The organism is Bradyrhizobium sp. B117, assembly GCF_038969555.1.
GTDB lineage: Bacteria > Pseudomonadota > Alphaproteobacteria > Rhizobiales > Xanthobacteraceae > Bradyrhizobium.
Window position 1 is genome coordinate 2,440,927 of the sequence record NZ_CP152414.1, and the last position, 23,874, is coordinate 2,464,800.

Genomic DNA, 23,874 nt, shown 5'->3' on the forward strand with positions numbered 1-23,874 from the left:
TTATCCCGCCGGTCATCCCCAGCCTTTCCACGGCGTTTCAACAGGGTTTGCCCGACTTGCAGCGAGGGGTGCCTGCCGGTCTGTCACAGCTTTCCCAACGGCCTGTCCACAGCCCATCCACAGACCTATCCACGGCTTCCGAACAACGAGCGGTGATCCCGCAGAATCGTCTGCGCGGCGTTGTGGCCGGGGGCGCCGGTGACGCCGCCGCCGGGATGTGCGCCGGAGCCGCAGTGATAGAGGCCCTTGAGGGGGCCGCGATAATCGGCATGGCCCAGCATCGGTCGTGCCGAGAACAGCTGGTTCAAGGTCAGCGCGCCGTGGAAGATGTCGCCGCCGAGGAGGCCGAACTGCCGTTCGAGGTCGAGCGGCGACAGGATCTGGCGGCCGAGCACGCTTGCCGCAAAGCCCGGCGCATATTTGTCCACCGTCGCGATCATGAGATCGGCGACCTCGTCGCGATGGTCGTCCCACGACTTTCCGTCGGGCAGCTCCGGCGCGACGTGTTGACAGAACAGGCTGGCGACGTGCTTGCCTTCCGGCGCGAGCGTGTCGTCGAGCGTCGAGGGGATCAGCATCTCGACGACGGGTGACCTGCTCCAGCCCTGCGCGCGCGCATCGAGATACGCGCGGTCCATGTACGGAAGGCTTGGCGCGATGATGATGCCCGAGGTGAGGTGATCGCCATCGCCCGGCAGCGCCGCGAAGGAGGGCAGGCGGTCCAACGCGACATTCATGCGGAAGGTGCCGGAGCCGTTCTTCCAATGCCTGATACGGGCGAGGAATTCCGCCGGCAGGGCATCGGCCGCGATCAGGCGCGTGTAGAGCAGCTTTGGATTGACGTTGGCCGCGACGTATTTCGCGCGAATGGCCGTGCCGTTCTCCAACACCACGCCGACGGCGCGGTCGCGCTCGACGATCACCTCGCGCACGCCGGCATCAAGGTCGATCACGACACCGCGGCTCTGCGCGGCGCGCGCCATCGCCTGCGTGATCGCACCCATGCCGCCGACGGCGTGGCCCCAGACGCCCTTCTTGCCGTTCACCTCGCCAAAGGCGTGGTGCAGCATCACATAGGCCGAGCCGGCGGCGTAGGGGCTGGCGTAATTGCCGACTATGGCGTCGAAGCCGAACAGCGCCTTGACCAGATCGTGCTCGAAGCGTTCGTCCAGCATCTCGCCGGCCGAGCGGGTGAAGAGGTCAAGCAGGCTGCGGCTCTGTTCCAATGTGAGGCCGCGCAGGATGTTGGCGCTCTGCAATGCGTTCACGGCCTCACGGATCGCGTTCGGGCCGAACCCATCGAGCAGGTTCGGCGGCGCGCGCAGCACGAATTGCCTGAGCACGTCGGCGATGTCCTCCAGCTCGCGCGAAAACCCGTCGAGCGCCTCCGCATCACGCGCGCTGAGTCGGGCAACGGAGTCCTTCGTCCGTCCCTCGCCAGTGAGGAGATAGCTGCCATCAGGCGCAGGCAGGAAATTCTGCGCGCGCCGCTCGACGATTCGCAGGCCCTGCTCGGCGAGGCCCAAGTCGCGGATCACCTGCGGATTGAGCAGGCTCACCGTGTAGGCCGCGACCGAATTGCGGAAACCCGGATGAAACTCTTCGGTCACAGCGGCCCCGCCGACCACCTTGCGGCGCTCGACCACGCGCACGCGCAGGCCCGCCATCGCGAGATAGGCCGCGCAGGTGAGGCCGTTATGGCCAGCGCCGATGATGACGACGTCGGTTTCGGTCATGATGTCCCTGTCGTCATTCCGGGGCGATGCGCAGCATCGCGCCCGGAATCTCGAGGTTCCGGGTTCGATGCTGCGCATCGCCCCGGAACGACTCTCTTATATCAAGCATTCCCCGCTGCAACATCACGTGCCCCTTTATTGCCCGTTCAGGCGCGGTGTGCTCCATTGCGCGCGGTCCGGCGCCCGCCGGGGGAGTTATTCGACGCGTTTTCTCGCGCGAACCGGTGCCCACTCCGCTGGAAAACGCTTTTGCCGGAGCTTTCATGGATTCGATCGTGCAACCCGCCGCCACGGAGCAGCCGTCGTCGTCGCGCAACCGGCTGCTGCTGACGGTTTACACCGCCGCGATCTTCGTCAGCGCGCTGTTGCTGTTCTCGGTGCAGCCGCTGTTCACGAAGATGGTGCTGCCGCGGCTCGGCGGCTCGCCGGCGGTGTGGTCGGTGGCGATGGTGTTCTTCCAGTCGCTGCTGCTCGCCGGCTATGCCTACGCGCATCTGTTGATGCAGGTCAGGAACCGCATCGTTCCGGTGGTGGTGCATCTGGTGCTGCTGGTCGCGGCCTTCGCCACCCTGCCGCTCGGCATCGCCTCTGCCTATGGCGAGCCGCCGGCGTCGGGCTACGCATTCTGGCTGCTCGGCCTGTTCGTGGTCTCGATCGGCCTGCCGTTCTTCGCGCTCGCCGCCAACAACCCGCTTCTGCAAGCCTGGTTCGTCCGCACCGGCCATCCCGCCGGCCACGATCCCTATTTCCTCTATGCTTCCTCCAATATCGGCAGCTTCCTCGCGCTGTTGTCCTATCCGTTCCTGCTGGAGCCGATGTTCACGCTGCACACGCAGAACCGGTTCTGGACCGGCGGCTACGGCCTCTTGATCCTCCTGATTGGCGGCTGCGGCGTGCTGCTGCTGCGCTCGCCGAGGCTGCCCGTGGTCGATGCGCAAACCGAGGAGATCAATGCGCCGGCGCCGGATCTGCTGACCCGGCTGCGCTGGATCTTCCTCGCCGCGGTGCCGTCCGGCCTGCTCATCGCCGTCACCGCACACATCTCGACCGACGTCGCGGCGGCGCCGCTTTTGTGGGTGCTGCCGCTCTCGCTGTATCTGCTCACCTGGGTAGTGGTGTTCCAGTCGCGGCCGCTGTTGCCGCACAAATGGATGCTGATGCTCCAGCCGGTCGCGATTGCCGGCGTCGTCGTCCTCTTGGCTTTCGGCGGCGAGCAGAACCTGCTGCTGACCCTCGGCGGTCACCAGCTCTGCTTCTTCGTCATCGCGATGGCCTGCCATGGCGAGCTGGCGCGGACCCGGCCGGCCGCCAAATCTCTCACCGGCTTCTATGTCGCGCTGTCGTTCGGCGGCATGGTCGGCGGGCTCTTTGCCGGCCTCGTTGCTCCCTTCACCTTCTCGTGGATCGCCGAATATCCGATCCTGGTCGCGCTTGCCGCGCTGTGCCGGCCGCCCGTCAGCGAGCGTCTCGCCGGTATCGTCAAATGGTACTGGCTGGTGCTCGCCGCGCTCGCGGTGGCGCTGGTTGTGCCGTCCACCACCACGGGCAGTCTGTCGACCTGGTTCGAGGATCACCGCGTCTGGGTCGCCGGCGGCGTCGGTGTGCTTGCCGCCCTGTTGGCGCTGACATTCAATGCGGACCGCTGGAAGATTTTTGCGACCGTCGCGCTGGCGCTGGCCTTGATCCGCGTCTATCCCGCCGACGAGGGTCGCGTCACGACGGTGCGCAGCTTCTTCGGCGTGCACAAGATCGTGGTGACGCCCGGCGGCTATTTCCACGTGCTGATGCACGGGACCACCATCCACGGCGCCGAGCGCTTCCTCAACAATGACGGCACGCCGGTTGCCGGTCGGCCGGAGCCGATCACCTATTATCACAAGGACGGCGGCATCGGTCAGGCCGTCACCGCGATGCGCGAGCGCAAGGGCGGCCCGCTGAAGGTCGCCGCAATCGGCGTCGGCTCGGGCACGCTCGCCTGCGCCGCCCAACCCGGCGAGGACTGGAAGTTCTTCGAGATCGACCAGTCCATGGTGGATGCGGCGCGCGATCCGAAGAATTTTCGTTACATCTCGAGCTGCCTGCCCGACCTGAAGCCGGTGATCGGGGATGCGCGTCTCACCTTCGCGAAAGAGCCCGACGGCGCCTACGACCTCATCATCGTCGATGCCTATTCGTCGGACGCGATCCCGATTCACCTGGCAACCGAAGAGGCGATGAAGATCTACAAGGACAAGCTCGCCCCGCACGGCGCCGTCGTGATGCACGTCTCCAACCGGCATCTCGATCTGGAGCCCGTCGTGGTCGGCATCGCCGACGCCAACGACTTGAGGAGCTGGGTCTACAACGAGGATTCGGGCCGCGATTCCGACTACATCTTCTCCACCGACGTCGTCATTTCCGCGCGCGATGCGGACGACGTCGGCAGGATCGCATCCTCCAAGCAATGGGAGGAAACCGAAGCCGACGACAGGGTGCGGGTCTGGACCGACGATTATTCCAACATCTTGGGCGCGCTGTACCGGCGGATAAGGGACGGGGAGTGATCGGGCTCTCGTGCCCCGGACGCGGCGCAGCGCGCAGCGGTGCGCTGCAGAACCGGGGCCCATCTTTCTGGATCCCGGCTCTGCGTCGCGTCATTTCATGCCGCGCCGCGTCCGGGACACGAGAGGCGCAAGGCCGCGCGCTCAACGGTCCGGCACCGCAGCCGCCAGCTGGTCGATGGTCGGGCGCGGCTTGCTGAGGCGCGGCATGTTGAACGGGCTGTCGTCCTCGCCGAGCTCGTTGAGGAAGTCGTGCAGCGCGCCTTCGATGAAGCCCTTCACCTGGTCCGAGCCGCGGTCGCTGAGATCGTTGTGCTGGAATTCGGTCTTCACCACCTGGATGCCCGCTTTGGCGCAGGTCTCGTCGTCGGGGACGACGCCGGGATCGGGCTTGAACTGCGGATCCTTCGAGCGGAAGGACAAGATCTTGATCCTGCCGTCGGTGACGAAGGGCACGCGCAGATTGTCCAGCGTAACGACCTTCTTCACCAACTCCGGATGAAGCTTGGCGAAATACATCGAGATGTCGCCGCCGTTCGAATGCCCGACAAGGGTCAGATGGCGGTAGTCCGCGTTCGGGTAGAGCTGCTTGAGGCGGTCGATCGTGAACAGGATGTTGGCGATGCCGCGATTGTATTGCGAGCGGCGGCCGACATATTCCTCGTCGACCTTGGTCACCATGGGATCGTCGGTCGAAAGATCGTGCTGAATGCTCACGACCAGATAGCCGCGCGCGGCGAATGTGTTGGTGAGGAACGAATACTCGGTGTGCTTGACCGTGTTGCCGTGGCTGAGGATGACGACCGGCAGGTCGATCATTTCAGCCATCGACTGGATCTCGCGGTCGCGGCGGACAGAGACCTCGACGGTCACGTCGCGGTCGCCGCGCAGGATGTCGGCCATCCCAATGGTGGTGTGGTGGATCGCCCATTTGCCGGCAACGAAATAGGTGAAGGCCATCAGCGCCGCGGCTGAGGCGAAAACGGCAAGGCCTCGCTTCATGACAGTCTCCGCATCCGGTGATCTCAATCCTGCGGGCGGGGGCCGTCGCATGAATCATGCCCGGCACAAATTCCGGGCCAACCGCAACACTCCCCGCCGGACGTCTCAGCTCAATGAATGAGCCGGACGGTATTGCGGGGTTTTTACAGCTGGATGACCGGCCGTCGGCGCGACGGCGGGAGACAAGATTCTCTCGCAAAAGTGAGGGAATTGCCTTCCAGGCAGCCATGCCCGCCGGCTGGTGCGATGTCCCGCGGCCGACAGTGGCAATGCCAGATCCGGGCGCCGCTCATGCCGGCGAGCGAAGGCGGTTGACGGCGGCGGCGGAAGGTCGAGACTGGCCGCGGGCGGGATCGGTTCCGGGACGACTCACATGCAGCGCATCTTCATCGCGATGGCGGCAGTTCTCATGGTTGAGCAGGCGGCAGCCAAGGATGTGCTTTCGGGGGCCAGTCTTTACGAAGACGTCACGCGCTATTCATCCTTCGGCCTGCATCGCTTCGGCTCGGCCGGCGATCGCGCCACCGCGGACTGGATCGCCGGCGAGATGAAGCAGGCGGGGTTTGACGTCAGCTTCCAGCCTGTCGTGCTCGGCCGGCAATATGTCGTCGAGCAGGCCAGCACCGAGGCCGGAGGCACGCGCGTGGAGGCGATGCCGTTCTGGTGGCCGCCGGAAGACAAGGCGAGCTTCCATCTCACCGCGCCGCTCGCGCGCGATGGCGATGTCGCCGGAAAGATCCTCTTGCTCGAGCTGCCGTTCGATCGCGGCGCCTATCTCGGCCCCGCCCATCGCGCGGCGATTGCCGAAGCCGCAGCGAAGAAGCCTGCGGCGATCCTCCTGACGATCGGCAATCCCGCCGACGACCGCTTTGCCTACAACGTCACGCAGGAGGATGCGCCCTGGCCGGTGCCGGTGATCGTGGTCGGCGCCAAATCGCGCCCGACGTTCGAGCGCGCGCTCGCGTCAGGCGCGCCTGTCACCCTTGACGTCAAGGGCCATTACGAACGCGATGTCGCCGGCCGCAACGTCGTCGCCGCGATCGGCACCGGCCCGACCATCGTCGTCTCCACGCCGATGACCGGCTGGTACAGCTGCGTGTGCGAACGCGGCCCCGGCATCGCCAACTTCCTCGCGCTCGCGCGCACCGTCGCCGCGGAGAAATGGCCGGCGCATTTCGTCTTCATCGCCACCGCGGGCCACGAGATCGGCCATGGCGGCATGGAGCTGTTCCTGAAGCACGGCGCGCCGGCGCCGAAGGACACGCTGGCCTGGATTCACTTCGGCTCGTCGAACGCCTGCTACGCCTTTGCGGAAGGAGCCCGCACCGATCGGCCTGAGGAGGAGCGCTATCTCGTGCTGAGCAAATCGGCCGTCGCGCTCACCGACGAGGCTTTCGCAAGAGTCGAGGCAAAGCGGCTGGTGACGGAGAAGCAGGCTGTCGGCGAGCTGCGCGACGTGCATGCCGCGGGCTACGCCAATTTCCTCGGCATGGCCGGCCGCCATCGGACGTTCCATACGCCGTCGGACGATCTTGCTGCGACCGGGCCCGATATCCTCGAGCCGGTCGCCCGTGCCTTCGTCGATGCCGCGCGGAAGATCGTCGAACGCGGCGAGGCCGCGTTCAGATAGCGCATGATCTGGACTCGGATCATGCTCAAATAACAACGTCAGTTCTGATAGTAGCCGCGCGGTTGATAATACTGCCGCGGCTGCGGCTGATAGTAGCCCTGCTGGCCGTAGCCCTGATTGTAATACTGCTGCGGCTGCTGCTGCTGATAAACCTGCGCGTCATAGAGCGGGCGGCCGGCAGAGCGCGGCGCCGGATAGCGTGCGCCGGTGTCGCTGCCGTCGGCCGGATAGATGTAGTTGTCATCCTGCGGCATGTAGCGGCGGGCGGGCTGCGCCGGCGGCGCCAGATTCACGGGATCGCCTGAGGTGGCGTATTGCTCTTCGGCAGGCTGCTGGCCGCGCGCCACTGCATTGGCATTGCGGCCGCGCGGGTTGCGCGCCAGCGCCACTTGCGCCGAGCCGGTCAGCGTCACCGAGGTGTTGAGTACGCCCTGCTGCTGCACCAGCGCGTAGAGCGTCGAGGCGTTCTGGCGCGACAGCCGCACGCAGCCATGCGAGGCCGGTGAGCCGAGACGGCCGACCGAGTCGGTGCCGTGAATGGCGTGTCCGACCTTGGTGAAGAAGATCGAATGCGGCATCGGCGCGTCGTCGAATTCCTTGGAGAAGTGATCCTCTTCCATGCGGAAGGCGCGGAACGAACCGGCTGGAGTCTCGCGCGAGGGAATGCCCGTCGACACCGGCCAGTGATAGCGGGTCACGCCGTCGACGACGACGGTCATCTGCTGATTGTCCTTGTCGATGGTGATGTCGACCTTGGCTTGCGCGGTGCCCGCGCTCAAAAGCATCAACGAAGCAAAAGCGATGAAATATGAACGCATCTGACGTCTGGCCTCCGGCCTGTTCACGCTAGAGCATAATCCGGAAAAGTGTGTAGCGGTTTTCCGAAAGATCATGCTCAAACAATAACACCGCGGCTCACCGTCCCCCGGCGTGCAATATGCCTGCAATCCGGCTTTCGTTCCAGCGGCCCGCCGAGCCATCGTTAACGTGATGCGTGATGTAAGCAAGGCCGCTTTGTGCCACGTGGCTGGCGGCGATGCTGACATTTTCGCGAGCGGATGCGCATTCATAACGCCGACAATTCGTCACAAAGGCGCAACCATTTGGCCGTTTCGAACGTTGATTGTCGCCGGCCTCGACAGGCGGCGTTCGCCGCCAAACACTCCTTGGGATTGAAGATGAACAAAGCCCGTATCGCCGCCGCAGCCCTGCCGGCCGGCTTGCCTGCCCGCCTGCTGTTCGCAGTCGCCGCCATCCTGCTCGCGCTGTTGGCGCTGCCGCACGCCGGCCACGCCCAGGGCATCGTGCGGGGCGCCCAGGAAGGCTCGTATGAAGGTAACCGGATCGCTGGTCCCGTGGGCGGCGTGGTCGGTGGTGCGGTCGGCGCTGGTGTCGGCGGCGCCGTCGGTGCGGTGGAGGGCGTGTTCGGCATCCCGCACCGTCATTACCGTCACTGCCGCGGGTACTATGACGGCTATCACCGCTTCCATTGCTATCGCTGAATCCATCGCCGTCATTCCGGGGCGCGCGCAGCGCGAGCCCGGAATCCATCGAACGGCAACGTCAGTGGATGAATGGATTCCGGGCTCGCCCTTCGGGCGCCCCGGAATGACGGCAGAGGTTAATTCTTCAGCCGGTACCCGGTGCGGAAAATCCACCAGATGATGGCGAGGCAGACCACCAGGAAAGCCACCGTCATGCTGATGCTGACGGACACGCTGACGTCGGCGATTTCGTAAAAACTCCAGCGGAAGCCCGAGATCAGATAGACGACCGGATTGAGCAGCGCGACCGTGCGCCAGCCCGCCGGCAGCATGTCGATGGAATAGAAGCTGCCGCCGAGGAAGGTCAGCGGCGTCACCACCAGCATCGGGATCATCTGCAGCTTCTCGAAGCCGTCGGCCCAGATGCCGATGATGAAGCCGAACAGGCTGAACGTCACCGCCGTCAGCACCAGGAAGGCCAGCATCCAGACCGGATGATGGATGTGCAGCGGCACGAACAGCCCGGCTGTCGCCAGGATGATCAGGCCCAGGATGATCGACTTGGTCGCGGCGGCGCCGACATAGCCGAGCACGATCTCGAAATAGGAGATCGGCGCCGACAGGATCTCGTAGATCGTGCCGGTGAATTTCGGGAAGTAGATGCCGAACGAGGCGTTGGCGATGCTCTGCGTCAGCACCGAGAGCATGATCAGGCCCGGCACGATGAAGGTGCCGTAGCTGACGCCTTCGACCTGGCTGATGCGCGAGCCGATCGCCGCGCCGAACACCACGAAATAAAGTGAGGTCGAGACCACCGGCGAGACGATGCTTTGCAGCAGCGTGCGCCAGGTGCGCGCCATTTCGAACAGGTAGATGGCGCGGATGGCGCGGTGATTCATGACGTCCTCACGAGGTCGACGAAGATGTCCTCGAGCGACGATTGCGTCGTGTCGAGATCGTTGAAGCGGATGCCGGCGGTGCGGAGGTCGCTGAGCAGGCTGGTGATGCCGGTGCGCTCGCCCTTGGTGTCGTAGTCGTAAACCAGCGTCGCGCCATTGTTGCAGAGGTCGAGCTCGTAATGCGCGAGGCTCTCCGGCAGCGAGGCGATCTTGCCTTGCAGATGCACCGTCAGCCGCTTCTTGCCGAGCTTCTGCATCAAGGTCGCCTTGTCCTCGACCAGCACGATCTCGCCCTTGTTGATGACGCCGATGCGGTCGGCCATCTCCTCGGCTTCCTCGATGTAATGCGTGGTGAGGATGATGGTGACGCCGGACTGCTGGAGGGTGCGCACCACCTCCCACATGCCCTTTCGCAGCTCGACGTCGACGCCGGCGGTGGGCTCGTCCAGGAACAGGACCTGCGGCTCGTGCGACAGCGCTTTCGCGATCATCACGCGGCGCTTCATGCCGCCGGAGAGCGTGATGATCTTGTTGTCCTTCTTGTCCCACAGCGAGAGGTCCTTCAGCACCTTCTCGATATGGGCGGGGTTCTTCGGCTTGCCGAACAGGCCGCGGGAGAAGCTCACCGTCGCCCACACGCTCTCGAACGCGTCGGTGTGCAATTCCTGCGGCACCAGGCCGATCAGCGAGCGCGCCTTGCGGTATGAGGTCTGGATGTTCTCGCCGCCGACCAGAACCTTTCCTTCGCTGGGATTGGCGATGCCGCAGATGATCGAGATCAGCGTGGTCTTGCCGGCGCCGTTCGGCCCGAGCAGCGCAAAGATCTCGCCGCGCTTGATGTCGAGGTTGACGTTCTTGAGCGCCTTGAAGCCGGACCCATAGGTCTTCGACAGATTGGCGACGGAAATGATGGATGACATGATGGCCGCAAGGCTGAGGGGCAAAGGTTGGGGAAGGGGGCTGGAACCTGCCGGGAGGCGGGTCAGCGGTGCCCTGAGATAGGAATGGCCTTGCCCGGTCGCAATTGCCCGGAGAAAAATGGCCTCAAAACGGGCCCTTGAGGGGCAGGTTTCGGGTAAGTGTTGCGCGATGGTCACGGCTTGCCGCTAAGATTGCCACTCACGCGCCTCTTTGTTGCGTCCGCGAGCGGGCCGTGGCTACGATTCCGGCTAATCGCAAAGCGTATTGTTCCCAGGGAAAACATCGATGAGACCGAACGGCCGTCACACCGCCGGCGCCAGCCAGTTGTCCGCCCTCCGCCTGTGGATGGTGGGCCTGCTCCTGCTGTCAGCTGTTGCCATTAGCCCGACCACCGCCCGGGCGGCCCCGAGTCAGGCCGCGGTCGCGACCACGCATGTCTACCTGCTCCGCGGCGTGCTCAACATCTTCTCGCTGGGCCTCGACACCATCGGCGCCCGCCTCCAGGCGCAGGGCATCCCGGTGACCGTTGCCAACTTCGTGTCCTGGTCCTCGCTCGCCGATGAAGCTGCGACCGACTACAAGGCCGGCCGCCTCAAGACCATCATCCTGGTCGGTCATTCCTCCGGCGCAACCGCGCTGCCCGACATGATCGCCAAGCTCAACCAGCTCGGCGTTCCCGTGAAGCTCGCGATCGGCCTCGACTCCGTGTTCAAGACCAGGCTCTCGACCGGCGCGGAGCGCTACATCAACATCTATATCGGCGACGGTCCCGGCGAGCCGGTGCGCGCCGCGGCGGGCCTCCGCGGCAAGCTCGACAATGTTGACGTCCGCGGCACCGGCGTCGGCCACATCTCGATCGACAAGAGCGAGGCGATCCAGCGCCGCGTCATCGCCGAGATCGACGCCGCAATCATGCGCTCGCGCGCCCCGGCTGCACCCGTCGCCGAACCCGGCGCGCCGCGGCCCGCGCGCTCGGCGGCGGCTGCGGCTCCGGCGCGGAACTGAAGTCTCTTCTCCCGTGATGCTCGGCGGCCGCGGCGTTGCGACGCCGCGGCCGTTTCGCATCGGCTCCCGTTACGCCAGAAACACGCGGATCGCGTCCGCGATCTCGCGCGCATGCGTTTCCAGCGCGAAATGGCCGGTGTCGAAGAACTGCACCACCGCATTGGGATTGTCGCGCTTGAAGGCTTCGGCGCCGGGCGGAATGAAGAACGGATCGTTCTTGCCCCACACTGCCAGGAACGGCGGCTTGCGGGTGCGGAAGTAGCTCTGGAATAGCGGATAGAGCGCGACGTTGCTCTTGTAATCGCCGAACAGGTCGAGCTGCACGTCATCCGAGCCCGGGCGCGCCAGGTAGAAATTGTCGAGGTTCTGGCCATCCGGCGACACCAGGGCCGGATCGGGGACGCCATGGGTGTACTGCCAGCGCGTCGCCTCCGGCGTGAGGAAGGCACGCAGCGCCTCGCGGTTCGCCGGCGAGGGGTCCTGCCAATAGGCCTTGATCGGGGTCCAGCCATCGCTGAGGCCGTCCTCATAGGCATTGCCGTTCTGCGAGATGATCGCCGTGACCCGCTCGGGATGACTAAGCGCGAGCCGGAAGCCGGTCGGCGCGCCATAGTCGAACACATAGATGGCGAAGCGATCGAAGCCGATCACTTCGGTGAAGCGCTCGATCACATGCGCGATGTTCTCGAAATTGTAGACGAAGTCCTGGCGCGACGGCATGTCGGACTGGCCGAAGCCGGGAAGATCGGGCGCGACGATATGAAACTTGTCGGCGAGCAGCGGGATCAGGTCGCGGAACATATGGCCGGCGCTCGGGAAGCCGTGCAGCAGCAGAAGCTTCGGCGCGCCTTTCGAGCCAGCCTCACGATAGAACACCTTGAAGCCATCGACGTCTGCCGTGCGGTAGCTGGTCGGGCTCATGACCGTCTCCAATTCGTGTAACCTGTTAAATCGACAAACTTAGGTTACTCGCATCGTTAATAACTTGTCAATCATCATTTTACGGGTTACTTACCGATTGCCTCCCACGGCACTCCAGGGACCCGCTCATGGACCGCCCGCCCGCCATGTTCATCGCCGACTCGCTCGGCCTCGATTTTCTCAACTCGGTGGCGACGCCGGTCGACACGCCCGTCGATTGGCTCGACGACGGCGTTGGCCTGATCGACTGGCTGGCGCAGGCGAAGCTGGCGCCGGCGGAGGAACTGGACGCGCTGGCGGCGCGCGCAAGGCCGGGCGAGCTGGACAAGGTCGCTGATCTGGCCCGCGCCCTGCGCGAGTGGTTCAGGGGCTTTGTTCTGGAGCATAAGGGCCGGCCGCTGACGGCGAAGGCGCTGCACGAGCTTGGCCCGCTCAACAGCGTCCTGGAGCGCGATGAGACGTTCCGGCAGATCGTGCCGCGCCGTGGTGAGCGGGGTGACGGTCTCGTGCTGCAAAGGATGCGACGCTGGCGATCGGCTGAATCTCTGCTGCTGCCCATCGGGGAGGCGATGGCGACATTCGTCTGCGAGGAAGACTTTTCCGACGTGAAGGCGTGCGAGGGCCATAACTGCACAATGTTGTTCGCCGACCACACCCGCAGGCGGGCGCGGCGATGGTGCACGATGGCGATCTGCGGCAACCGCGCCAAGCAGGCCGCGCATCGCAGCCGGCTCAAGAACCGGCAGTGACGAGCCCTGCTCGTCCAACCGGTCACGGACCTTTGATCCAGTGTGTCGGTGCGTCGCGCCCCTGTTCCCGCGCCCCAAAATCCACCAAATCGGTTGTCAATGAGCCGGTTTGGCGGAGGTCCGTACCTCCTGTGGTGGGACTGCTCAACTGATGATGGATTTGAGGCGGCTCGTCGTGCTGGCAGCGTTGGCGCTGCTCGCCTTGAATCCGGTCGTCGCTGCGGCGTCACCGGCGAAGTCGAAGCCGGCGGCGGTCCCGGCCGTGCCCGCGGCACCGCCTGCCGCGCCCTTCGCGCCGCTGGCGCCGCCAAAGATCTACCTGTTTCGCGGCGCCATGGGCCCGATCTTCTCGACCGGCATGGACCGGCTCAGCGAGAAGCTGACCAAGGCGGGCTTCTCGGCGGATGTCTACGAATTCACCATCTGCCGGCTGATCGGCAACCGGGCCATCGCCAGCTACAAGGAGAGCCCAGCACCGATCGTGCTGATCGGCCATTCCATGGGCGGGCTGTGCTCGATCGTGATCTCCGAGATGGCGGCCAAGGAGAACATCCCGATCAGCCTCGTGGTCATTATCGACCCTGCGCATGCGACCGGCGACGTGCCGCTCAATGTCGAGCGCTTCATCAACATCTTCATGTCCGACAGCGTGCTCGGCGGCGGCGATGTCGTGGCGGTGCCCGGCTATCGCGGTCACTATGCGAGCTACGACCTCAAGGAAAACGCGCGCGTCTCGCATATCAACATCGAGAAGTCGGACGAGATCCATCGCCAGATCATCGAGATGGTGACGCAGCTGCCGCGCATTCCGCCGCAGACCCAGGCCGATGCGGTGCCGCTGCGCTATCTCGTGCCGGGGGACACGCTGGTCGAGTTATGGGACAGCGGCATACGGGTGCCGGTGCGCCGCGGCGACACCCTGGAGAGCATCGCCGCCGCCAACCGCGTGCCGCTGTGGACGCTCGCGCAGAGCAACTCGCTCGCAGAGAACGCGCAGCTCACGCCAGGCCAGACCATCATCGTCCCGCGCCACCTGACGCCGCCCGAGCCGGCCGCTGCGATGGCGACGCCGCCAAGCCGGCGTTAGCGTCCCCGCGGATTCGGAGCTTGCTGAGCAGCCAACCTCACACGATGAGATCGTGCTGCACGGGATGGTCGACGTGTCCGTTGTGAGCACCATTGTCCGTATGCGAAGCCTCGGTCATTGGCGCCGCGTCAGCATGTCCCTTGGCTTCTCCCGCGTGTCCGTGCCGGTCGGGCGCTGACGGAAGATCGTCCACGAAGGTGGTGCTCGATTTCTCGTGACCCGGATTCAGGAATTTAAAATTGTCTGCTGCGTGCGGATTTGCTTCTGAGCCGAACGCGCCGTTAGCCTTGGAATGCAGCCGAGTATCAAACGCGCCGGGCTCCTCAGCCGCGACATGACCGTGTCCGTTTGCTTGATGCAAGTTCGAATGACCGTTGCTGCCCTTCGCGGACTCGTTCGACGGGCTGGAGTCAAGCGCGCCCCCGGTATCGGCGGCGCTCGCATCACCAGGCGCCTCGGCAGCGCTGCCGCTGTTGGTGTGTTGGGCGGATGCAAAGAGGAAGCCATCCGGTGTGCTGGAAGGAACTTCCAGTCCCGAATGACTTTCGGTTGAGGTGCTGATCGGACTGATCGCTTTCGGATGGTTGTTGTCGTCTTTCCCAATTTGCTCAAAGACGAACTTGAAGTCGGCCAATGACGAAACGCTCGCCATTTCCACGAGGCTGGGTGTCGCAGTCCCGTCCGAGCCGGAAGAGCTGGGATGCTCGCTCGGCCCGGTCCGGCTTTGGCCGGCATCGTTGCTATGGCTCACGTTGGCTGCTTGAGCCGCTGAGATCTGATCGACGGGGAGGGTCTCGGCCGTCGTGTCGGTCGCGAGGCTGGACGTGCTGGCCGCGACGACGGTCGTGTCACTTTGCGTCATCGCGGTTGGGACGATCGCGTCCGCCATGACCGCCGCCGGCGCGGCGGTCGGGTCGACGATGAAATCCGACGAGTCGATGCTCGTGATCCCCTGCAGATGAATTTCCACCAGGCTGGAATCCCCGATCCGAAGGGTCTGGTCGGTCGGATTGACGTAGACGACGGTCTCATTGGCCGAGCTGTCGTACAGCCAGGCGATGGTACGCGCCGGAACGGACGTGCCTGCGAAGTTCAAGGCCAGGATCACAAATCCGAGCGCGCCGAGAGCCGTCAGATCAATCTTGTCGCATCCCGATGCGAAATCGTTGATGGTGTCGAACCGGCCCGCTCTGGAATCGACCGCCGACAGATAAACGAAGACGTCCTTGCCGTTGCCGCCGGTGAGCTTGTCCGCACCGAACCCGCCGATGATGGTGTCGTTGCCGTTGCAGCCGTCGATCGTGTCTTGTCCCGAGCCGCCGTAGATGGCGTCATCTCCGTTGTTGCCCTTGATCGTGTCGTTGCTCGAGCCGCCGAAGATGGCGTCATTCACACCGGTGCCGTTGAGGGTGTCGTTGCCGGCGCCTCCGTAGACGATCTGGGTGATGTTGCCACCGCCAGCGATGCTATCGTGTCTGGGGGTCCCGTAGACGAACGGAGGATCCGATACCACGGTCGTCCCTGTGGCCAGATTGTCGAAGTCGTTGGGGTCGCCGTCGCTGGCGCCATGGATCGAGATCGTCACCTCTTGCCTGGTGCCGTCGATGCTCGTCACCGTGAAATGATCCCTGAGCGTATCGCCGACATCGAGGGCGTTGACCACGCTGTTGCAGTTGTCGAGCGTATAGGTCCATACGCCGGCGTCCGTCATCGTGAAGGTACCGAAGCCGCAGTCGCTTGCAGTCGGCGAGGTTACGGCGGTGAAGCAGTTGGCCGGATTGTCGACATCGGTATCGGTGAGCGTGCCAACCGCGACTGGCCTGCCGGGTGAAATTCCGCCCGCCTCGAGCACCGAGCCTGTCGTGGTACCGGAAATGATGGCGGCGTCATTCGTGCCGAAGATCTTGATGGTCACCACCTGCGGCGTACCGTCGATGGTCGTCACGGTGAATGTGTCGGTCAGCGTGCCGCAGGCATTGAGCGCCTGCACGGCGCTGTTGCCGTTGTCGAGCGTGTAGGTCCACGTGCCAAACGCCGTCATCGTGAAGGTGCCGAAGCCGCCTGCGCTTGGTTTTGGCGAGCTCACCGCGACGAATGTGTTCGGCGGATTGTCGGGGTCGGTGTCGGTCAGTGTACCGCAGGCGACCGGCATCCCGGGCTTCCTGTTGGCGATGCCCCCGGCCTCGATCACGCAACCGGCCGTCTGTCCGGAAATGACGGCCGCATCGTTGCTGCCGTTGATGGTGATCGTCACCACCTGTGCGGTGCCATCGACCGTGGTTACCGTGAAGCTGTCGGTCAGCGTCTGGCCGTTGTTGAGCGCCTGTACTTTGGTGTTGGCATTGTCGAGCGTGTAGGTCCACACGCCGGCGGCTGTCATCGTAAAGCTGCCGTAGCCGCCCACGCTCGCCGTCGGCGAGCCGGCCGCGACGAAGGTGTTGGACGGATTGTCGACGTCGACATCGGCAAGCATGCCCGTCGCGATCGACGTACCAGGCGAGGTGCTGCTGGCTTCGGTAACAGCGCTGGCGGTGGTGCCGGAGATGATGGCGGCGTCGTTGCTGCCATGGATCGTGACCGTGACGACCTGCGGGGTGCCGTCGACGCTGGTCACCGTCAAGGTGTCGGTCAGGGTATCCCCGACGTTGAGGGCCTGGACCGCATGATTGGCGTTGTCGAGCGTGTAGGTCCACACGCCGGCTGTCGTGACCGTGAAGAAGCCGTAGCCACCCGTGCTCCTGGTCGGCGAACTGACCGCCGTGAACGTATTGGCCGGGTTGTCGACGTCCACATCCGTGAGCGTGCCGGTTGCCGTTGGCGCGCCAGGCGCCGCATTGGCGGCACCGCCTGCCTCCGCCACCGTGCCATTGACGTTGCCTGAGATGATGGCTGCGTCGTTGGCGCCGTTGATGTTGATCGTGAAGGCCTGACTCACCGAGAGCGAGCCGTCCGAAACTGTGATGAGGAAGCTCGTCGTCGTCGGCGATTGCAGGGCGTTGATTGCATCGTTGTTTGGAACGAAGGCGTAGGCGCCGGACGTGCTGTTCAGGAAAAGGGTGCCAAAGGGACCCGTCTGCGAAAGATTGTAGGTCACTCCATTCAGCGTCGTGCTGCCGGATGTTCCTCCGCTGAGGCCGAAGGCCAGTACGGCGCCGGTCTCGGAACTGCTGGCCGTGAAAGTACCGCTCGCCGTAGTGAACTGGTCGAAATGGATCGTGTCGACTTCGACCGGTCCGGCTGGCACGCCCAGGGATGGCGGCGGATGTATGATGATGGGAACAGGGATGTCGAACGGCGGCAGTGGCGGAAGCAGGTCTTGCGGCCTAGTCGAGTCGTGCGACGTGAAATTGATATGCTGCACCGAGAGTGACTCGCCGAAAGGAGGTGTGCTCGATCCTGTCGGCCCTCGCGTGAGATTGGCGAGCACGTCATGTTGGGCCGCCTGCAACTCTTCCATCCGTGCGGCACTGTTCGCAACCTGGCTCACGCTGACCGAGGAGCCGATCCTCTTTACGACAATCGTCTCGCCAGGATCATCGACGATGATGTGTCGCGGCACCTGCTCCTTGGTGATGAGCTCGAAGACGCCGTGCTGAAGGTCCTTGTAGGTGACTTGGTCGTCATCCAGAATCGTGGCGTCTGGGTCTGTGGCTTGTGCGTCGTTGATCATCGAGAAAGTCAACGCCGCCATCGTCAGGATGCCGAACCCGCTCGCATGGGAGCGGCCGCGAACGCTTCCGAAGGGCGTGTCGACCGTCAGGGCGCCACTGCTTGCCAACCGCCCGGCGGCAAAAGCAAAGCTCCCCCTGGTGACCGCAACGACGGTCGAACGCGAAGAGCCGGGGACATCGCAGGCGAATTCGCGAAGCTCGATGCAAGCTCCGCTGGAGACGTTGAATACCGTGTCGTCGAGCAGCCGGATTCCGAGTTGCGCATCGGCAGCAGTCTCGATTACGTCACCGCGACAGACAAGGTCGCCAACTCTGACCTTAATCGCCGCGCCGTTGTCGCGCCTGAGGGTCGCGTAACCGAACACGGCCTGAACTGTGCCGATGATCTGGAGAGGCAGGGCCATAACAGCCCCATTCCGGGGGTCAACGCTCAAAGCAACGAACATTGGTTTGGCCTCGCATGCCGACTCATTCGGACTCGGCGCGGTGCCTCAGTCTTCTTGTCGGTTTTGCCTACGCCACCGGGGCAATACTGGCGTGGCAACCCAGGCCTGCACGCCGAAAACGCTTGATGAAAAGACCCGATCTCCGCGGGTATAGCCAAGACGACGACACGCTCACGCGAGATGCGGCGTCTCGACGCGCGTTCGTCTCTCAAGAACAGTTGACGTTGAGTTCCGCGAAATGTCGCTTACTTTCCGCGGTGAGGCAAACGGCCTTGGGCCTAAAATCGATGGCAAAAAAGAAGTACTCCCTCTGGAGGGCTGGTCCGCGGGACCGATCCGGGCCGTAGATGCTGACGATGCACGACGTGCGGGCTTGGCCAGGGTTTACAGACCCATTGAGCGGGCACGCTGACAAGATCTTCTCGGAAAGGGCGGGTCATGTGCGGGCACACAATTGCGGCGTTGATGGCTGCTTTAGCCTGGGCATTCGCGACGGTTCTTGCTGCGCCGGCGCAGGCTCAAGTCAATCCCGTGAGGCCCGGCCTTCAGGACGTTGCGCCACAACCGATCGGAAAGGTCGTGGCCGTCACGGGTTCGGTCACGATCGAGCACGCAGGTGCGGTCGTCGTCCAGGCGAACCTTCCCGATCAGGTTGCTCAAACCAAGGTCGGCGATACCGTGTATCTGCGCGACGTAGTGCGCACCGATGCGGACAGTCGGATCAGCATCAATTTCAGCGATGGTTCGTCGTTCAATCTGTCGAGCAATGCTCGCATGACTCTGGATGAGTACGTGTACGAACCGGCCGGCAAGTCCAACTCGTCGTTTTTCAATCTCACGAAAGGAACGGCCACATTTGTCGCTGGCCAGGTCGCGAAGACCGGCGACATGAAAGTCGATACGCCCGTTGCAACCATGGGAATCCGCGGCACCACGCCGCACATCGAAATTTCGGACGACGGCGCTGTCAATTTTTCGACGCTCATCGAAGAGGGCAAGAGCAAATTGCTCAAGAAGCACGTCAGCGCCCCGGTGCGGCAGCCCGACCAGGAGAGCCGTCCCAGGCTGAACATCTGCCGGGGATGCTGAAGTGATCTTCGGGCGTCCTCTCCTCTTCCATCGCGGCGCGCGAAACGTCCAAGTCGGAGTTCCGCTCGTTTCGGCGAAGCCTGATCCGGACATGGCCTTGAGAGCCACCGTCATCGACAGCTTCGCCCTGATTCTCGCCCTGCTGTTGCTCGGATCGCCGGTGGGCGCGCAACAGCCGCAGAAGAATAGCCGCCTCAAGACTATTGAGCAGTGCAACGGAGCGGACCGCATCCCGGCCGAGGCCCGGGTTGCCGCCTGTACCGTGCTCATCAATTCGGGAGATGTCCGGGCGGACGCGCTGGCCGTTGCTTTCAACAATCGTGGCAACGCCTACATCGCGACGGCCGAGTACGATCGTGCGATCAGCGATTTCGGTCAAGCGATCGAACTGGCGTCAGGCTACGCCAAGCCGGTGAACAATCGCGGCGTGGCCTACTTGAGGAAGGGCGCGTATGACGAGGCGATCAAGGCTTTCGATGCGGCGATCAGGCTCAATCCCGGTTATGGCAGCGCCTTCGCCAATCGTGCGGAGGCCCGCCTTAAGCTGAGCCAGTATGATCAGGCCTTGCGGGATTTCGACGAGGCCATCCGCCTCGATCCGGATTTGACGTTGGCCAGGAGCGGACGGTGCTGGACCCGGGCGATCATCGGCGATCTCCAAGCCGGGCTCGACGACTGCGACAGGGCCATTCAGTCAGGATCGAACGATGCCGCGACATACGATTCGCGTGCGCTGATCCACTTGAAGATGGGCCAACTTGCCGCGGCCATTGACGACTACAATTCGGCATTGGGTACGGCGCCAAATCTGGCAAGCGCGCTCTACGGGCGCGGACTGGCCAGGCTCAGGCAGGGAGATAAAGCCGGCGATCGCGACGTCTCGGCGGCCAGGCTCATCAACGCCAAGGTCGGCGACGAGCTCGCCCGCCTTGGCGTGCGGTGACGTCAGGATTGGTCCGCTGAAATTCGCCTGGGAATCATCGACCAGAAGTTTCTGAGCCATTCGAGACGCAAGGTTTGGAAGGGGCTTGACGCTCTCGCACCAAGCCTCCCCCTCGGATCCAATATCCGGTTCCGTGCTCTCCAGGGCAGCTACACATTCGACCCGTGGATCGCGTCGATCACGGCGTCGGTGACTTCCTTCGTCGTCGCCTTGCCGCCGACATCGGGCGTCAGCACGCCGGCGGCGCAGACGCGTTCGACCGCCTTCATCAACCGCGCAGCCGCGTCCTTCTCGCCGAGATGCTCGAGCATCTGCGCGCCGGTCCAGAACGTCGCGACCGGGTTGGCGATGCCCTTGCCGGTGATGTCGAAGGCCGAGCCGTGGATCGGCTCGAACATCGAGGGGTAGCGGCGCTGCGGATCGATGTTGCCAGTCGGTGCCACGCCGAGGCTGCCCGCGAGTGCGCCGGCGAGATCGGAGAGAATGTCGGCGTGGAGGTTGGTCGCGACGATGGTGTCGAGGCTCTTCGGATGCAGGGTCATGCGCACCGTCATGGCGTCGACCAGCATCTTGTCCCAGGCGACGTCAGGGAATTCGGTGGCGACCTCGGCGGCGATCTCGTCCCACATCACCATGCCGTGGCGCTGCGCGTTCGACTTGGTCACGACCGTCAGGAACTTGCGCGGCCGCGACTGCGCGAGCTGGAACGCATAGCGCATGATGCGGGTGACGCCGACGCGGGTGAACACGGCGACTTCCGTGCCGACCTCTTCCGGCAGGCCCTTATGGGCGCGGCCGCCCATGCCGGCATATTCGCCTTCCGAATTCTCGCGCACGATCACCCAGTCGAGATCGCCGACGCCGACATTGCGCAGCGGCGAGGCGACGCCCGGCAGGATCTTGGTCGGCCGCACGTTGGCGTATTGGTCAAAGCCCTGGCAGATCGGCAGGCGCAGGCCCCACAGCGTGATGTGGTCGGGCACGTCGGGTGCGCCGACCGCGCCGAAATAGATCGCGTCGAACTTCTTGAGTTCAGCAAGTCCATCGGCCGGCATCATCACGCCGTGCTTCTTGTAATAGTCCGAGCCCCAGTCGAACGTCCTCACGTTGAAGGCGAGGTCGCCGCTGCGTTTTGCCAGAGCCTCCAGCACGCGGACGCCGGCCGAGATCACCTCGGGGCCGATGCCGTCGGCGGGAATGGCTGCGATCGAATGGGTGCGCATGAAGATGCTCCGTTTGGGGTGTCAGTGGGATTGCGGGACGGGTTCGACGGGCGCGGTTTTCGCGCGCGACAATAGCAGGGTCAGGACCGCCGAGAGAACGAGCAAACCGCTGACGAAATAGAGCCCGCCGACAAAGCTGCCGGTCTGGTCCTTGATCCAGCCGATCATGGCGGGCCCGACGAAGCCGCCGAGATTGCCGATCGAGTTGATGGTGGCGATGCCGGCTGCGGCCGCGGGACCGGACAGGAACAGCGTCGGCATGCTCCACAGCGGCGGCTTGGCCGAGGAGATGCCGATATTGACCAGCGTGAGTGCGACCAGCACGGCGACGACGCCGGCAGCAAGCCCGGCATAGGCGAGGCCCGCAGCAGCGATCAGGCAGGCCCAGACGACGTGCCATGTGCGTTCGCCGGTGCGGTCCGAATGCCGTGCCCACAGGATCATGGCGACGACGGCGGCGGTTGCCGGCAATGCGTTGAGGAAGCCGACCTGGAGCGAGGACAGGCCGAACTGCTTGATGATCTGCGGCGCCCAGACGCCGAGCGTGTAGAGGCCGGCCGAGGTGCCGAAATAGATCAGCGACAGCGCCAGCACGCGTGGATCGGCGAGGCCCCGCCAGATGCTGTGACTTGCGGTCGCGGCCTTGCTGGTTGTCTCCGCATTCATGGTCTCGACCAGCCAGCGGCGCTCGTCCTCGGCGAGCCATTTTGCTTTCTCGGGCCGGTCGGTCAGGAAGCCCAGCACGACGAAGCCGAGCAGCACGGCCGGCAAAGCCTCCAGCACGAACAGCCATTGCCAGCCCTTGAAACCGAACAGGCCATCCATCTCCAGCAGCGCGCCCGAGATCGGCGAGCCCAGCACGGTCGAGAGCGGGGCTGCCGCCATGAACAGCGCGGTCACCGCGGCACGCTGGCGCGCCGGGAACCAGTAGGAGAGGTAGAGGATGATGCCGGGGAAGAACCCGGCTTCGGCGACGCCGAGCAGGAAGCGCAGGATGTAGAAGCTGGTCGCCCCCTGCACGAACGCCATCGCGGCCGAGACGAGGCCCCAGGTGATCATCACCCGCGCGATCCAGATCCGCGCGCCGACCTTGTGCAGGATGATGTTGGAAGGCACCTCGAACAGGAAATAGCCCCAGAAGAAGATGCCGGCGCCGAAGCCGTAGACCGCCGGCGACAGGCCGATGTCCTTGTTCATCGTCAGCGAGGCGAAGCCGATGTTGACGCGGTCGATGAAGGCCACGAAGTACAGCAGCATGATGAAGGGAACGATGCGCCAGGTGATCTTGCGCAGCACGCGCGTCTGAATCTCGCTCGCCACCCTGGCCTCCTCAGGTTCTGGTTCTTCGTTATGCGGTGGAGCCTAAGCGAGGGCAGGAGAGGGACTCAATTGGCGCTGGTTTATACAAAAAAATGATATAATCCCGGAAGGCGCGTAAGGTGGGTGTTGGGCGCACTGAAGCTCCCCCAGCGTCATGCCCGGGCTTGTCCCGGGCATCCACGTTCTTCGCGCTGCAGGGAAAGGCGTGGATGGCCGGGACAAGCCCGGCCATGACGTCCTCATACAATGCGATCGCCCAGGGCGAGAGTGAGGACCAGGAATGGAATTGCATCAGCTTCGATGCTTCGTGGCGGCGGCCGAGCAGCTGCATTTCGGCCGCGCGGCGCAGCAGCTCCAGATGCTGCCCTCCGCGCTCGGCCGGCAGATCAGGCTGCTGGAGGAGGACCTCGGCACGCGCCTGTTCGCGCGGACGACGCGCGCGGTGTCGCTGACGGAAGACGGCACGACGCTGCTGCGCGATGCCCGCGCCATCCTCGCCAGGGTCGAGGCGGTCGAAAGCAATTTGCGCAGCCGCTCGCGTGCAAGCACTGCCCGGCGGCTCCGCGTCGGCGCCATCGACAGTGCGGCAGCCGGGCTCCTGCCGCCGCTCTTGCGCGATTTCCGCGCCAGGCATCCGGAGATCGCGGTGCAGCTGCTCGAGGACAAGACCGTCCGGCTGCTGCCGAAGATCCTGACCGGTGCGCTCGATCTCGCCTTCGTCCGTCCGCCCGGCCGCGCCGACAAGCGGCTCGAATTCCGCGACCTGCTCCAGGAGACCGCCATCGTGGCGTTCCCGCAGCGGCACGCGCTGGCCGCGCGCAAATCGATCTCGCTGGCCGACATCGCCGACGAGGCGATGCTGGTGCCGGACCGCCGTTCGCGGCCGCACAGCCACGACCTCACCATCAAGCTGTTCGAGCAGGCCGGCTTGATGCCGCGCATCGTCCAGGTCGCCGACGAGAAGCAGACCATCATCAATCTGGTCGCAACCAAGCTCGGGGTCGCCATTGTGCCGCGCTGGACCACGCGGATGGCGGTGTCGGGCGTGCGCTTCGTGCCGCTGCGACTGAGGCAGACCGGCCCGGTCGGCCGGCTGCCGCTGGCGGCGGCCTGGCTGCGCGGCTCGCGCGATCCGGCGCGCGATGCCATGCTGGCGGTGCTGGAGACGCGCCTGCGCAGCTATGCGCGGGAGGCGTGAGGGGCTATGA

The 23,874-nt window shown here is 64.5% G+C and carries 19 protein-coding genes; 9 read left to right on the top strand and 10 right to left on the bottom strand.

Annotated elements, in window-relative coordinates; genetic code table 11:
* Nucleotides 1–125: 125 nt before the first annotated feature.
* Nucleotides 126–1,736 (bottom strand): NAD(P)/FAD-dependent oxidoreductase, encoded by a 1,611-nt coding sequence (locus AAFG16_RS11870; protein ID WP_342739243.1) that lies wholly within the window; start codon nucleotides 1,734–1,736, stop codon nucleotides 126–128.
* A gap of 13 nt (nucleotides 1,737–1,749) precedes the next feature.
* Nucleotides 1,750–2,001 carry a hypothetical protein gene (locus tag AAFG16_RS11875; RefSeq protein ID WP_342739244.1) on the bottom strand — a complete coding sequence of 84 codons (252 nt, stop codon included), beginning with the start codon at nucleotides 1,999–2,001 and terminating at the stop codon, nucleotides 1,750–1,752.
* Between AAFG16_RS11875 and AAFG16_RS11880 the strand changes: the two genes are divergently transcribed.
* Complete coding sequence (locus tag AAFG16_RS11880; RefSeq protein WP_342739245.1) at nucleotides 2,000–4,279, top strand: fused MFS/spermidine synthase; 2,280 nt, start codon at nucleotides 2,000–2,002, stop codon at nucleotides 4,277–4,279. The genes AAFG16_RS11875 and AAFG16_RS11880 overlap by 2 nt on opposite strands.
* Nucleotides 4,280–4,420: 141 nt before the next feature.
* Here AAFG16_RS11880 and AAFG16_RS11885 read toward each other — a convergent pair whose 3' ends face one another.
* Nucleotides 4,421–5,278: an alpha/beta hydrolase gene (locus tag AAFG16_RS11885; RefSeq protein WP_283084714.1), complete on the bottom strand. Its 858-nt coding sequence runs from the start codon at nucleotides 5,276–5,278 to the stop codon at nucleotides 4,421–4,423.
* A 373-nt stretch (nucleotides 5,279–5,651) separates the two neighbouring features.
* Between AAFG16_RS11885 and AAFG16_RS11890 the strand changes: the two genes are divergently transcribed.
* Entirely contained in the window at nucleotides 5,652–6,908 is a 1,257-nt protein-coding gene (locus tag AAFG16_RS11890) for a hypothetical protein (protein WP_342739246.1), read from the top strand.
* A gap of 38 nt (nucleotides 6,909–6,946) precedes the next feature.
* Here the strand turns inward: AAFG16_RS11890 and AAFG16_RS11895 are convergent, their stop codons facing one another.
* Nucleotides 6,947–7,726, bottom strand: coding sequence for a L,D-transpeptidase (locus tag AAFG16_RS11895; protein ID WP_342739247.1), 780 nt, complete (start codon nucleotides 7,724–7,726; stop codon nucleotides 6,947–6,949).
* Nucleotides 7,727–8,086: 360 nt separating this feature from the next.
* Here AAFG16_RS11895 and AAFG16_RS11900 point away from each other — a divergent pair, with 360 nt between their 5' ends.
* A complete protein-coding gene (locus tag AAFG16_RS11900) occupies nucleotides 8,087–8,410 on the top strand; it encodes a hypothetical protein (protein WP_342739248.1) in 324 nt (107 codons plus the stop codon).
* 119 nt (nucleotides 8,411–8,529) lie between these two features.
* On the opposite strand, the gene AAFG16_RS11905 is transcribed toward AAFG16_RS11900, so the two are convergent.
* Both AAFG16_RS11905 and AAFG16_RS11910 read right to left on the bottom strand, forming a co-directional pair.
* On the bottom strand, nucleotides 8,530–9,291 hold the full coding sequence (locus AAFG16_RS11905) for an ABC transporter permease (RefSeq protein ID WP_342739249.1): 762 nt from the start codon (nucleotides 9,289–9,291) through the stop codon (nucleotides 8,530–8,532).
* Nucleotides 9,288–10,211 (bottom strand): ABC transporter ATP-binding protein, encoded by a 924-nt coding sequence (locus tag AAFG16_RS11910; RefSeq protein WP_342739250.1) that lies wholly within the window; start codon nucleotides 10,209–10,211, stop codon nucleotides 9,288–9,290. The genes AAFG16_RS11905 and AAFG16_RS11910 overlap by 4 nt, the downstream gene beginning before the upstream one ends.
* A 286-nt stretch (nucleotides 10,212–10,497) precedes the next feature.
* Between AAFG16_RS11910 and AAFG16_RS11915 the strand changes: the two genes are divergently transcribed.
* Nucleotides 10,498–11,217 (top strand): hypothetical protein, encoded by a 720-nt coding sequence (locus tag AAFG16_RS11915; protein ID WP_342739251.1) that lies wholly within the window; start codon nucleotides 10,498–10,500, stop codon nucleotides 11,215–11,217.
* 69 nt (nucleotides 11,218–11,286) lie between these two features.
* Here the strand turns inward: AAFG16_RS11915 and AAFG16_RS11920 are convergent, their stop codons facing one another.
* Complete coding sequence (locus tag AAFG16_RS11920) at nucleotides 11,287–12,138, bottom strand: alpha/beta hydrolase (protein ID WP_342739252.1); 852 nt, start codon at nucleotides 12,136–12,138, stop codon at nucleotides 11,287–11,289.
* A gap of 128 nt (nucleotides 12,139–12,266) precedes the next feature.
* Here AAFG16_RS11920 and AAFG16_RS11925 point away from each other — a divergent pair, with 128 nt between their 5' ends.
* The gene (locus AAFG16_RS11925; RefSeq protein ID WP_342739253.1) at nucleotides 12,267–12,887 is read left to right on the top strand and encodes an ABATE domain-containing protein; all 621 of its coding nucleotides are present in this window, start codon (nucleotides 12,267–12,269) and stop codon (nucleotides 12,885–12,887) included.
* Nucleotides 12,888–13,038: 151 nt separating this feature from the next.
* Nucleotides 13,039–13,974, top strand: a complete 936-nt coding sequence (locus AAFG16_RS11930; protein ID WP_342739254.1) for a LysM peptidoglycan-binding domain-containing protein — start codon at nucleotides 13,039–13,041, stop codon at nucleotides 13,972–13,974.
* Between the two features lie 37 nt (nucleotides 13,975–14,011).
* Here the strand turns inward: AAFG16_RS11930 and AAFG16_RS11935 are convergent, their stop codons facing one another.
* Complete coding sequence (locus AAFG16_RS11935; protein WP_342739255.1) at nucleotides 14,012–18,049, bottom strand: VCBS domain-containing protein; 4,038 nt, start codon at nucleotides 18,047–18,049, stop codon at nucleotides 14,012–14,014.
* Nucleotides 18,050–18,529: 480 nt separating this feature from the next.
* Here AAFG16_RS11935 and AAFG16_RS11940 point away from each other — a divergent pair, with 480 nt between their 5' ends.
* Both AAFG16_RS11940 and AAFG16_RS11945 read left to right on the top strand, forming a co-directional pair.
* A complete protein-coding gene (locus tag AAFG16_RS11940) occupies nucleotides 18,530–19,180 on the top strand; it encodes a FecR family protein (RefSeq protein WP_342739256.1) in 651 nt (216 codons plus the stop codon).
* 1 nt (nucleotide 19,181) lies between these two features.
* Nucleotides 19,182–20,123, top strand: a complete 942-nt coding sequence (locus AAFG16_RS11945) for a tetratricopeptide repeat protein (protein ID WP_342739257.1) — start codon at nucleotides 19,182–19,184, stop codon at nucleotides 20,121–20,123.
* Between the two features lie 149 nt (nucleotides 20,124–20,272).
* On the opposite strand, the gene AAFG16_RS11950 is transcribed toward AAFG16_RS11945, so the two are convergent.
* Both AAFG16_RS11950 and AAFG16_RS11955 read right to left on the bottom strand, forming a co-directional pair.
* Nucleotides 20,273–21,346, bottom strand: coding sequence for a tartrate dehydrogenase (locus AAFG16_RS11950; RefSeq protein WP_342739258.1), 1,074 nt, complete (start codon nucleotides 21,344–21,346; stop codon nucleotides 20,273–20,275).
* Between the two features lie 21 nt (nucleotides 21,347–21,367).
* Nucleotides 21,368–22,666, bottom strand: a complete 1,299-nt coding sequence (locus AAFG16_RS11955; protein ID WP_283084727.1) for an MFS transporter — start codon at nucleotides 22,664–22,666, stop codon at nucleotides 21,368–21,370.
* 280 nt (nucleotides 22,667–22,946) lie between these two features.
* Here AAFG16_RS11955 and AAFG16_RS11960 point away from each other — a divergent pair, with 280 nt between their 5' ends.
* Nucleotides 22,947–23,864 (top strand): LysR substrate-binding domain-containing protein, encoded by a 918-nt coding sequence (locus tag AAFG16_RS11960; RefSeq protein ID WP_342739259.1) that lies wholly within the window; start codon nucleotides 22,947–22,949, stop codon nucleotides 23,862–23,864.
* The last annotated feature ends 10 nt before the right edge of the window (nucleotides 23,865–23,874 follow it).